Source organism: Pseudomonas sp. JQ170C (assembly GCF_035581345.1).
Lineage (GTDB): Bacteria > Pseudomonadota > Gammaproteobacteria > Pseudomonadales > Pseudomonadaceae > Aquipseudomonas.
The window spans coordinates 3,316,686-3,328,968 of sequence record NZ_CP141608.1 but is presented as its reverse complement, the minus strand read 5'-3'; the positions used below and the strand labels follow the sequence as shown (position 1 = coordinate 3,328,968).

Below are 12,283 nucleotides of genomic sequence, written 5' to 3'. Positions count from 1 at the left end.
CGCAGTATACCCGCCGCGATGCCAGCCGCACCCTGTTCAGCTCACAGGGATCATGCGCTCTTGGCTCAGAGCGCCTTCTCCCGGCAATGCAGCAGTGCTTCGCGGATCATCGCGTGGACCAGGGGCGGGGAGACGCCGAGGGCCTTGGCGATGTCCTTTTGCTTCATGCCGTGGATCCTGCACATTTCAAATGCATAGCGGGTGCGTTCGGGCAGGTCGGCCAGTGCCCCGGACACCCGCTCCAGCAGTTGCTGGTCCGACACCAGCGCTTCGGGCGTCTCGGCATGGTGCACAGGCGCCTCGTAGCTGTCGGTGTCCTGGCTGATGAGCCGTTCCTCGAACTGGCGTCGCCGGTAGTGGTCGATCGACAAGTTGCGCACCACGCGAGTGAGGTACGACGCCTGAGAGCGGATTTGCTCGGTCTCACCAGCATCGTCGACTTTCATGAAGGCTTCATGAACGATGTCCTCGGCATGGCTGCGACACCCGGTGATCCGGGCAGCAAGACCGATCAGGCGTGAGCGCTGGTCATAGAACACGTCAAGCAAGGGGGAACCACTTCTGGCTGCACCGAGTTTTTGCATGAGGCACCTGATCTGTTCTTGTGGAAGTCTGCCAGCGAGGGTGGAGAATCTAGACTTATTAAGAACTATTTGCAACAACACTCTTATTCAGTTTTTTCCTACCCTGAGCGCTCGCAAAACCACCTTCTGAAGTTCTTTCCCAGTCATTCGTCGTTTAGGAAACCGAGCGGCAAGGCGTAAGCCGTGTCGCTTTTACTCGACAGATTGAGGAATCGGAAATGGCTTTCGACCGCGAAGATGCAACGTTCAAAGTACTCGTCAACGCCGAGGAGCAGTACTCGCTGTGGCCCGACTACAAGGCGCTGCCGGCAGGCTGGCGGGAAGCGGGTAAAAGCGGCCCGAAGCAAGACTGCCTGGACTACATCGAGTCGGTCTGGACCGACATGCGCCCCCTGAGCCTGCGCCAGCACATGGACGGGCAGGCCGGTCGGTGAGCGCTGTGCTGACGCTGTTCTGCCTGCCCTACGCCGGTGCCAGTGCCATGAGCTATGCGCGCTGGCGCCGCAACGTGCCGGCCTGGCTGGATATTCGCCCGGTCGAACTCCCCGGACGCGGCGCCCGTGCGGGTGAGCCGCTGGCAACCGACCTGGTCGACCTGGCGGCGCAACTGGCGCGCGAACTGCGGGGCGAGACCTATCGGCCGTATGCGCTGTTCGGCCACAGCATGGGTTCGCTGCTGGCATTCGAGCTGGCCTGTGCCTTGCGGGCGCACAACTTGCCGGCACCGCGGGCGTTGCTGGTGTCGGGCGGCTCGGCGCCGGCCCATCGCGACTACCTGCGCTTTCGCCAACCCCTGAACGACGCACAACTGCTGGCCGAACTGACCTCCCTGCAAGGCACGCCCCCGGAGGCGCTGCAAGACCCCGAACTGATGCGTCTGGCCCTGCCTGTGCTGCGCGCGGACTTCCTCCTGTGCGGCCGTTATCGCTATCAGCCGATGGCGCCGCTGCAGTGCCCCGTGCATGTACTGGCCGGCACCGAGGACCGCGCCAGCGAGGCGCAGCTGCTGGCCTGGCGCGAGCATGCCGGCGCCGGCTTCAGCCTTGAGCTGTTTGCCGGCGGCCACTTCTTCATCCAGGAACAGGAGCGCGCGGTGCTCGACCACTTGGTGGCCTGCCTGGAGACCACCCTGGCAAGTCCGGCCATGCCGTTGCCAGGCCTGGCCGGCGTACGCCCTGACTCTCACTTTCTTTGCAAAGGTGCGACATGACAGCCCTCCCTACGTCGCTGGTCGAAGCGCTCATCGCGCATGCAGGCCGGCACCCTGACAAGCCGGCGGTGCACTTTCTCCTCGATGGCGAAGCGCAGCGCCTGACGCTGACTTACGCCGAGCTCGACCGCCGGGCCCGTGAGCTGGCCGGCGAACTGTCGCGCCATGCCGGCGTCGGTGAGCGGGCGCTGTTGCTGATGCAGAGCGGCCCGAGCTATGTCGTGTCGTTCTACGCCTGCCTGTATGCCGGCATCATCGCCGTGCCTGCACTGCCGCCCGAGTCGTTGCGCCAGTACGAGCTGAGCCGGGTGCGGGCGATCCTCGACGATGCCCAGCCCAGCCTGGTGCTGACCGAGAGCCACCTGCGCGAGTCGCTGGTACAGGCCTTCGACCAGGCGTTGCCGACCACGCTGTCGGTCGACGCCCTGGCGCCGTCCGGCAGCGACAACGGCCTGGTGCGGCGCCCGGCCTTTGATGACATCGCCTTCCTGCAATACACCTCCGGGTCCACGGCCACCCCCAAGGGCGTGGAAGTGAGCCACGGCAACCTGGTCGCCAACGAGCGAATGATGGTGAGGGGCTTCGACCTGCATGAAGGCGACACCTTCGTGAGCTGGTTGCCGCTGTACCACGACATGGGCCTGATCGGTTGCCTGTTGCTGTCGCTGTACCGGGGCGCGACCCTGGTGCTGATGTCGCCGCGGCATTTCGTCGAGCGTCCTGCCCGCTGGCTCGAAGCGATCAGCCAGTACCGCGCCACCCACACCGGCGCCCCGGACTTCGCCTTCCGCCTGGCGGCCGAGCGGGTGAACGAGAGCGTGCTGGCGACACTGGACCTGAGCTGCCTGCGCGTACTGTTCTCCGGTTCCGAGCCGGTGCGCCAGGACAGCCTGCACGCCTTCGCCCGGCACTTCGCCGGCACCGGCTTCAACCCGCTGGCGTTCCTGCCGTGCTATGGCCTGGCCGAAGCCACCCTGTTCGTCACCGGCACCACCGCTGACGAGCCCTTTGTCAGCACCAGTTTCGACAGCCATGCACTGGGCGAAGACCGCGCCGAGCCGGGCGAGGGCAGCCTGCTGGTCAGCAGCGGCGTCCTGCACCCGGGGTTGGACGTGATACTGGTGGACCCAAACACCGGCGACATCAAGCCCGACAGCCACATTGGCGAGATCTGGACCAGCGGCGACAGCGTCGCGCGCGGCTACTGGCGCAACCCGCAAGCGAGCGCCCGGGCGTTCGTCAGCCGCGAAGGGCGCACCTGGCTGCGCACCGGCGACCTGGGCTTTGTGCGCGAAGGTCGCTTGTTCGTCACCGGGCGGCTGAAGGACATGATCATTGTCCGCGGCCAGAACATCTACCCGCAGGACCTGGAACGCGCGGTGGAGTACAACGTCGAAGGCGCACGCAAGGGCCGGGTCACGGCCTTCGTGGTAGAGCAGGCCCACGGTGAAGGCATCGGTATCGCGGTCGAGATCGGTCGCACCACCCAGCGCAAGATCAGCGCCGCCCAGCTGTGCGCCGACATCGACCGGGTCGTGGCGGATGTCTGTCAGCAGACGCCGGTATGGATTGCCTTGCTCAACCCCGGCGAACTGCCCAAGACCTCCAGCGGCAAGCTGCAGCGTTCGGCCTGCCGGCAAATGCTCGAACGCGCCGAGCTGGACTGCTTCCATCTGCGGCGCAACGACCAGCCCGTGGTGCGCCAGGGCCAGGCCTTGGCCGACGATCACGAGCGTGCGGTCGCGGCGGTCTGGGCCGAAGTCCTGGGGCTGGATGAACTGTTTCGCGACGACAACTTCTTCGCCCTGGGCGGCAACTCCATTGCCGCCGCCCAGATCATCGGGCGCCTGCGCGAGCGGCTGGGGGTGAACCTCGCGCTGGCCTGCGTGTTCGACAACCCCGAACTGGCCCGTTTCGCCGCGCGTGTGGCCGAGGCTGCAGGCGGTGAGGGTCGGCCGGTGCTGGCCGCGTCCGCGACGGGCGAACGGCTGCCGTCCTATGCCCAGGAGCGCTTGTGGTTCGCCTGGCAGCTGGACCCGCTGGGTTCGGTCTACAACGTGCCGCTGGCGCTGCACCTGCGTGGGCCACTGGATGTCGAGGCGTTGCGCGCGTCGTTCGCCGCGCTGCAGCAGCGTCATGAGGTGCTGCGCACCACCTTCGTCCCCGAGGGCCAGGGCGTGCGCCTGGTGCTGCATGAGGCCATGCGCCTGGACTTTGCCGTCGAGGACCTGTTCGGCCTGTTGTCCCAGCAGCGCTTGGACCAGGCCCGCCAGCGCGCCGCCTCACAGGCCCGCCAGCCCTTCGACCTGAGCACCGGGCCGCTGCAGCGCGTTCACCTGCTGCGCCTGGACGAGCGCGAGCATGTGCTGCTGCTGACCACCCACCACATCGCGGTGGATGGCTGGTCGATGCGCAACCTGGTGGATGAGCTGGAAGCGCTCTACATCGCCCACCTGGACGGCATCGAAGCGCAGATGCCGGCGCTGGCGGTGGGCTATGGCGACTTTGCCCGCTGGCAGCGAGCGTTGCTGGCCGGTCCCGAGCATGCCCGCCAGCTTGGCTACTGGCGTCAAGCGCTGGCCGGCGAGCAGAGTTGGCTGGAGCTTCACGGGCAACGGCCGCGCAGCAAGACCGCGATGGCGGTGTGCGAACAGTTTGCCTTCAGTGGCGTGCAAACCAGCGCCCTGCGCCGCTTCGCCACGGCGCGCGGGGTCACGCCGTTCATGCTGCTGCTCGGTGCGTTCGCGGTCACCCTGCGCGAGCACAGCGGCCAGTCGCGCATCCGCCTGGGCAGTGACATCGCCAACCGCAGCCACCCGGCCGCCGAGCCGTTGGTGGGGTTCTTCATCAATCAATTGGTGTTGCAGGTCGACCTGGACCTGGCCGCCAGCACCGATGCGCTGCTGGAGCAGTGCCGTGGCGTGGTGCTGGGCGCCGCCGAGCACCAGGACCTGCCGTTCGAGCAGGTGGTGGAGGCCCTGCGCCCGCCGCGTCGTGCCGGCCGCTCGCCGTTCTTCAGCATCAAGCTCAATTACCAGGAAGGCGAGCCGCCGCTGCCGCGTTTGCGCGGTGTGCGCGTGGAAGGCTTCGACGCTGGCCAGCAGGCTGCCGAGCTGGACCTGATCCTGGGCTTCTACAGCAGTGCCAGCCGCCTGGAAGCACGCTTCGAGATGCCCGAAGGGCTGTTCGAGCCTGGCGAGATCGCCCAGCTGTTCGCGCAGATTCAGGCGGTACTCGACGCCTGGATGAGCAAGGCGGGGCAGACCCAGGCCGCGCTGCTGGAGGCCGCCGCCCAGGTGCGTCGCGAGGCGCGGGCCGCCGATAGTCAGCAGCGCCACAGCCTGATCGGCAGCCAGCGGCCGATGCGCCGGCGCGCTGCGCAGGCTTCCATCCCTCAACCGCACAGTGTTCAGGAGCAATCATGAGCGACGCCAACGTCACGGCACTGCCGACCATGGGCCGGGCCCGTCGAAGCATCAACGGGGGCCAGGAGGAGCGGGTGATATTCGCGCCCCTGTTCGAGGGGCAAAGACTGCCGTTGCTGTGCCGGCCACGGTACGCCGGCACCGACCTGGTGGAGTGGCTTGCCCAGCACCGTGAGCTGATCGAGGCGCGCTTGCTCGAGCACGGCGCGATCCTTTTGCGCGGTTTCGACGTGGACGGCATCGACGGTTTCGACCGCTGTGTCCAGGCCGTCTCGGGCGGGGCGCTGGAATACCTGTTCCGGGCCTCGCCGCGCACGCAGATCACCCGCCAGTTCAATATCTACAGTTCCACCGACTACCCGAGCAACGAACGGATCTTCCCGCACAACGAGCACTCCTACTCGCCGGTGTTCCCGTTGCACCTGTATTTCTATTGCGACCTGCCGTCGCTGACCGGCGGCGAGACGCCATTGGGCGACACCCGCGCGCTGCTGCAACGCATCGACCCGGCGGTGCGCGAGGAATTCCGCCAGCGCCGGATCATGTACGTGCGCAACTACGGCGACGGCATGGGCCTGCCCTGGCAGACCGTGTTCCAGAGCGAGGACCGCGGCGAAGTGGAAGCCTACTGCGCACGCATCGGTATCCGCCCGCAGTGGAAGCCCGGCAACCGCCTGCGTACCCGCCAGGTGGGGCCGGCCATTGTCCGTCACCCGCGTAGCGGCGAAGCGCTGTGGTTCAACCATGGCACGTTCTTCAATGCCCTGACCCTGCCCGAAACCCTGCGCGCCGCGCTGATGGCCGAATTCGCGCCCGAGGACCTGCCGCAGAACACCTTCTTCGGCGACGGCGCGGCGATCCCCGACGAGATCATCCGTCACCTGCAACAGGCCTACCGCGATGTGATGGTCGAATTCCCCTGGCAGAAAGGCGATGTGGTCCTGCTGGACAACATGCTCTCGCTGCACGCCCGCAATGCATTCACCGGCCCGCGCAAGATTCTCACCGCGATGGCGATTGCCCAGAAAAGCGCCGACCTGGCACTCGATTGAGGTTCCCTTATATGCAACTGCCTGCCCACCTAGACGCCTTCCCACTCTGTGCCCAGCAAGGCGCCGTACTGACCCGCCAGGAGCGTCTCGGTCGACCGTTATGCGCTTTTGTGCGTGTGCGCATCGATGGCGCTTTCGACCCCGCGCGCCTGCAGGCGCTGCTCGAGGCCTTGCAGCTGCGTCATGAAGTCCTGCGTACCCGCTATCAGCGCATGGACGGCTTGCGCCGCCCGGTGCAGGTGGTCGAGCAGGACGTTGCATCGCCGTTGTACCCCGCGCGAGCCGGTGAGGCAGGCGAGGTAGTGCGCAACGCCTTGCAGCAGGTGGCGTTTGCCGCCGCGGTGGAAGAGGCCGGTGATGCCAGCGCATTCGTGGTGGTGCTGGGCGTATCCCTGGCCAGCGTCGATGCCCGGGCCTTGCAGCAACTTGCCGTCGAACTGCGTCAAGGCTACGGCAGCGGTTTGCCGCCTGCCGATGACGAGGCGTTGCAGTACATCGACTACGCCGACTGGCAAGGCGAGCTGCTCGCGGCAGACATCGGCGTACAGGGCACGAGCTATTGGCGCGGGGTGCAGGAGGCCGTGTTGCCACGGGCGTCGTTGCCGTTCGAGCGCGATGCCCTGGCCACCCGCCTGGCGCACGTAGAGGTGCCGGCAGACGCGTTGCTGCAAGCGCTGGATGCCCGCGCCCAGGCGCTGGGCGTGGCCTGCGACGATCTGTTGCTGTTCCTCTGGGGTGGTTTCCTGTGCCGCGTGAGCGACCAGCGCCAGGTGGCCCTGACCGTGGCCCTGGACAGCCGCAACGAACAGGTGCGGCACATGCTGGGCCGTTTCGAGCGCCAGTTGCCTCTCAACCTGGCCTTTGCCGGCGATGCCAGCCTGGCGCAGGTGCTGGAGGAGGTGCGAGGTCGTCTGGACGAGGCACGCTCGTGGCTTGAGTGCCTGGACGACGTTGCCGTGGCCGCACACGGCATTGCCACAGGCTATGGGTTCCGCGCCGAGTACCGCCCGGTGGCGGGTATCGAGGTCGAGCTGGACCCGTGCCATTTGCCGCTGCTGAGTCTTGGCCGGGAAGGCCAGGTCCTGCGCCTGGAGCATGCCGTCGAGTGCCTGGACTCCGCTGTGGCGGCACTGTGGCTGGAACAGTTCTGTGTGTTTGCCGGCAACGCCCTGGCCGATTTCGATCAGCGGCTTGCCCAGGTCAGCCTGCTTGGGGCCGCGGAACGTGAGCGTCTGGCGGTGTTCGAGCAGGGTCCGGACATGCCGCTGGCCTCGCCTGGGCTGTTGCATCGCCTGTTCGAGGCCCAGGTGGCCGGGCAGCACGACCGCCCGGCGGTGCGCCAGGGCAACGACGCCCTCGACTACGCCACCCTTGAGTGGCGTGCCAATCAGCTCGCACGGGCCTTGCAGGCGGTGGGAGTCGAGCGCGAGTGCATCGTCGGCGTCTACGCGCCGCGCTCGCTGTCGGCCCTGGTGGCGATGCTGGGCATCCTCAAGGCCGGGGGTGCCTATCTGCCGCTGGACCCGGACTACCCGGCCGATCGCCTGAACTTCATGCTCGCCGATGCCGGCGTGCATTGCCTGCTGGCCCTGGATGCCCAGGGCGCCGACCTGACCCTGCCCGCCGGGCTGACGGTGCTGTCCCTGGCGCCGGACTCGCCGGTGTGGCAGGGCCCGGCCGAACCCTTGCCGGTGGCCGTGGGCAGCGATGACCTGGCCTATGTCATCTATACCTCAGGTTCCACCGGCACGCCCAAGGGCGTTGCGGTCAGCCATGCCAATGCCCTGGCGTCGACGCTGGCGCGTTTCGTTCACTACCCGGCGCCGGTGGCGTCGTTCCTGCTGCTCTCGTCGCTGTCGTTCGACAGCTCCGTGGCCGGGCTGTTCTGGACCTTGGGCCAGGGCGGCTGCCTGCACCTGCCCACCCACGAGCAGGCCAAGGACCCGCGGGCCATCGCCCGGCTGCTGGGTGAACAGGGCATCTCCCATTACCTGGCCTTGCCCGGCCTGCACAGCGAAGTGCTGGAACACCTGGGCGAGCAGCGCCTGCGCGTGGTCGTGGTGGCCGGCGAGGCCTGCACGCCGGCGTTGCTGGCCCGGCATCGCGAGCGCTTGCCGGCCACGGTATTGAGCAATGAATACGGGCCGACCGAAGGCAGTGTCTGGTGCAGCGCCTGGAATGCCGACCTCGGGCCGGTGTCGATCGGTCGCCCGGCACCGGGCATGCGCGTGCTGCTGCTGGACGCAGACCTCGAGCCGGTACCGGTCGGGCAGATCGGCGAGTTGTACGTGGCAGGCCCGGGTGTCACCCGCGGCTACCTGGATCGCCCGGCGCTGACCGCCGAACGCTACCCGACGCTGGCCGACGGCAGCCGTGGCTACCGCACCGGCGATCTGGCGCGCTGGCGCGCCGACGGCCTGCTGGAGTTCCTCGGGCGGGTCGATGCGCAAGTGAAGATTCGCGGATACCGCATCGAGCTGGGCGAGGTGGAAGCCGTGCTGGCAAGTTGCGAAGGGGTCAACGAGGCCGCCGTGGTGGTCCGTGAAACGGCCAGCGGCGCGCAGCTGGTGGCGTTCATCGTTGCACCTGCCGATGAGCCGGACCCGCAGCGTTCGGCTCGCCTGCAAGCCCAGCTGGCACAGCGCCTGCCTGCGCACATGCTGCCGAGTGCCGTGCGTCGTCTCGAACGCCTGCCGTTGATGCCCAACGGCAAAGTCGACCGCCGTGCGCTGGCCGCCGAGGCGGTGCTCGAGCAGGCCTACCAGGCGCCGCAGACTGACCTGCAACGCTTGCTCGCCGAAGTCTGGCAGGAGGCGCTGGGGATCGAGCGGGTGGGCCTGCAAGACAACTTCTTTGCCCTCGGCGGCCACTCGTTGCTGGCCACCCGCCTGCGTGCGCGGCTGCAAGCGCAGTTGGGCATCGAGCTGCCGCTGCGGCTGTTCTTCGAGGGCGAAACGCTTGAGCGCTTTGCCGCCAAGGTCGCCGAGATGCAACAGGCGCCTGCAAGCGATCTGGACGCGTTGGAAAATCTGTTTGCCGAAGTGGAGGCACCATGACTGTTGCTGATCGTTTGCTCGCCCTGGCCCGGCGCTTCGCCGAACTCGACCCCGCCGCACGCCGTCAGCTGGGTGAGAAGCTCAAGGCGCAGGGCATGAGCATCGAAAGCCTGCCGATTCCAGCGCGCCCGGACAATCAGGTGCCCGTCGCGGCGTCCTATGCCCAGCGCCGGCTGTGGACCCTCTGGCAACTGGACCGGCAGTCGGCCGCCTATAACCAGGCCGGCGTGCTGCACCTTGACGGCCCGCTGGACGAAGCGGCCTTGCAGGCGGCGTTCGACAGCCTGGTCGAGCGTCACGAGATCCTCCGTACCCGTTTCGCCGAGGCCGATGGCGAGTTGTTGCAGGTGATCGAGCCGTCCGCCGCCAGGCAGCTGCCGGTGCTCGACCTGCGCGCCCTGGCCGATCCCGATACCGCCCTGGCCGCGGCGCTGCAAACGGCCGCCGCCCAGGCGTTTGACCTCTACCAGGGGCCGCTGCTGCACGTCACCCTGGTACGTCTCGATGAGCAGCGCCACGCCGTGCTGCTGGCACTGCACCACATCATCTGCGATGGCTGGTCGATGCAGGTCCTGCTCGGCGAGCTGGCGCAGGGCTATGCCGCCCACCTGAAGGGGCATGCGCCGCAACTGCCGGCCTTGCCCGTGCAATACGCCGACTACGCGCTGTGGCAACGCAACTGGCTGGAAGCCGGCGAGGGCGAGCGCCAGCTGGCTTACTGGCAGCAGACCCTGGGTGAGCGCCCGCCGATCCTGGAACTGCCGGCCGATCGGGCACGGCCGGCGGAAATGAGCTTTCGCGGCGCGAGCCTGGGCTTTGAACTGGACCCGGCGCTGGGCGACCGGCTCAAGTCGCTTGCCGCCGCCAGCGGCACCAGTGTGTTCATGGTGTTGCTGACCGCCTTCAAGGCCTTGCTGCACCGTTATACCGGGCAACAGGAACTGTTGGTGGGGGTGCCGGTGGCCAACCGCCAGCGCCCGGAAGTCCAGGGGCTGATCGGCTTTTTCGTCAACACCCAGGTGCTGCGCAGCACCTTGCAGCCACGCCTGGCATTTCGTGCCGCACTGGAGCAGGTCAAGCAGACCGCCATTGCCGCCCAGGACTGCCAGGACCTGCCGTTCGAGGCGCTGGTGGATGCACTGGGCGTCGAGCGCAGCCTGAGCCGCAACCCGCTGTTCCAGGTGATGTTCAACCACGAACAGCGTGGCAGCGCCGAGCTACCCGGCATGCCCGGCGTGCGCGCCCGGCTGGAGGTGGCCGCCGCGCAGGTGGCCAAGTTCGACCTCAGCCTGGACACCGAAGAAGACGCCAACGGCGTGCTCAGTGGCGCCTTCACCTATGCCACCGATCTGTTCGATGCCGCGCGGATCGAGCGCCTGCGCGGGCACTTCCTGCGCTTGCTGGCCGACTGCGTCGCGCGCCCCGATGCCGCTATCGGCGACCTGGCGATGCTCCACGCCGATGAGCACTATCAGGTGATCGACGGCTGGAACGCGACGGCAGTCGACTATGGCCAGCCCCAGTGCCTGCAAGTGCTGATCGAAACCCAGGCCGCCGCCACACCGCACGCCACCGCGCTGATCGCAGGCGAGCAGCAGCTCAGCTACGCCCAGCTCGATGCCGCCGCCAACCGTCTGGCGCACTGCCTGCGCGCACGCGGGGTAGGGCCGGAGCACCTGGTGGGGGTGTTCGCCGAGCGTTCGCTGGAGATGGTCGTCGCCCTGTTGGCCGTGCTCAAGGCCGGTGGCGCCTACCTGCCGCTGGACCCTGACCAGCCCGACCAGCGCCTGGCCTACATGCTCGAAGACAGCGGCGCGACCCTGCTGCTGACCCAGGCGCAGCTGTTGCCACGCCTGCCGGCCGGCGAACGCGAGGTCCTGTGCCTGGACCGTGACGCGGCGCATTTTGCCGACTACCCCGCCCACGCCCCCAGCCTGCTCAACCACCCCGACCAGCTCGCCTACTGCATCTACACCTCGGGCACCACCGGGCGGCCGAAGGGCGCGGGCAACAGCCATGCGGCCCTGTGCAACCGCCTGCAATGGATGCAGGCCACCTTTGGCCTCGGGCAGGGCGACCGGGTACTGCAGAAGACGCCGTTCGGCTTCGACGTTTCGGTGTGGGAGTTCTTCTGGCCGCTGATGACCGGCGCCACCCTGGTCATGGCGGCCCCCGGCGCCCATCGCGACCCGGCCGAGCTCAAGGCGATCATCGCCGGGCAGGGCATCAGCGTCCTGCACTTCGTGCCCTCGATGCTGCAGGCCTACCTGGCGTCCGAATCCCTGGCCGATTGTCCGCGCCTGCGCCTGGTGATGTGCAGCGGCGAGGCCTTGCCGCTGGACCTGCAACAGCGCTTCCTGGCGCAGAGCGGCGCCGGCCTGCACAACCTCTACGGGCCCACCGAGGCGGCCATCGATGTGAGCCACTGGGCCTGTCATGACGCGCCGGGGCTGGGCTGCGTGCCGATTGGCCGGCCGATTGCCAACCTGCGCCTGTATGTGCTCGATGAGCAACTGCAGCCGGTGGCTGCAGGCTTGCCGGGCGAGCTGTACATCGGCGGCATTGGCCTGGCCCGTGGCTACCTGGGGCGTCCGGGGTTGACCGCCGAGCGCTTTGTCGCCGACCCGTTCGGCCAGGGTGGCCGGCTCTACCGCACCGGGGACGTGGCCCGCTGGCGCGACGAGGGGGCCATCGAATACCTGGGGCGTATCGACCATCAAGTGAAAATTCGCGGTTTGCGCATCGAGCTCGGTGAGATCGAAGCGCGACTGCTGGAACACCCGGCAGTGAATGAAGCCGTGGTGGTGGTCGCCGAGGCGGCGGCCGGCGCCAAGCAGTTGATCGGCTACGTGGTCGCCGCTGCAGACGAGCGCCTGGCCGAGGCCCTGCGTCTGCGTTTGGGCGACGCACTGCCCGACTATATGGTGCCGGCGCAGATCATCGTGCTGGCACAGAT

General features: G+C 67.8%; 7 protein-coding genes (1 of these 7 running past the window's edge). 6 read left to right on the top strand and 1 reads right to left on the bottom strand.

The genetic code is table 11. The features are described 5' to 3' along the window. Window positions 1-65 precede the first annotated feature (65 nt). Window positions 66-584 carry an RNA polymerase factor sigma-70 gene (locus U9R80_RS14970; RefSeq protein ID WP_301843341.1) on the bottom strand — a complete coding sequence of 173 codons (519 nt, stop codon included), beginning with the start codon at window positions 582-584 and terminating at the stop codon, window positions 66-68. A 218-nt stretch (window positions 585-802) separates the two neighbouring features. Between U9R80_RS14970 and U9R80_RS14965 the strand changes: the two genes are divergently transcribed. The 6 genes in view from U9R80_RS14965 to U9R80_RS14940 are tightly spaced (at most 47 nt apart) and all read left to right on the top strand, a layout consistent with a single transcriptional unit that may run on beyond the window. Then, window positions 803-1,018, top strand: a complete 216-nt coding sequence (locus U9R80_RS14965) for an MbtH family protein (protein WP_301843342.1) — start codon at window positions 803-805, stop codon at window positions 1,016-1,018. A gap of 47 nt (window positions 1,019-1,065) precedes the next feature. Continuing rightward, window positions 1,066-1,794 carry a thioesterase II family protein gene (locus tag U9R80_RS14960; protein WP_324805230.1) on the top strand — a complete coding sequence of 243 codons (729 nt, stop codon included), beginning with the start codon at window positions 1,066-1,068 and terminating at the stop codon, window positions 1,792-1,794. Beyond that, on the top strand, window positions 1,791-5,219 hold the full coding sequence (locus tag U9R80_RS14955; RefSeq protein WP_301843344.1) for a condensation domain-containing protein: 3,429 nt from the start codon (window positions 1,791-1,793) through the stop codon (window positions 5,217-5,219). The genes U9R80_RS14960 and U9R80_RS14955 overlap by 4 nt, the downstream gene beginning before the upstream one ends. Beyond that, on the top strand, window positions 5,216-6,271 hold the full coding sequence (locus U9R80_RS14950) for a TauD/TfdA family dioxygenase (protein ID WP_301843345.1): 1,056 nt from the start codon (window positions 5,216-5,218) through the stop codon (window positions 6,269-6,271). Before U9R80_RS14955 ends, U9R80_RS14950 begins: the two co-directional genes overlap by 4 nt. Window positions 6,272-6,282: 11 nt before the next feature. Beyond that, window positions 6,283-9,327, top strand: a complete 3,045-nt coding sequence (locus U9R80_RS14945; RefSeq protein ID WP_301843347.1) for a non-ribosomal peptide synthetase — start codon at window positions 6,283-6,285, stop codon at window positions 9,325-9,327. After that, a protein-coding gene (locus tag U9R80_RS14940; protein ID WP_324803086.1) for a non-ribosomal peptide synthetase crosses the window boundary here: on the top strand, window positions 9,324-12,283 show its start. Its footprint extends 7,939 nt past the window's final position; 2,960 of the gene's 10,899 nt are visible here — the first part of the coding sequence; it begins with the start codon at window positions 9,324-9,326; its stop codon lies off the right edge, out of view. The genes U9R80_RS14945 and U9R80_RS14940 overlap by 4 nt, the downstream gene beginning before the upstream one ends.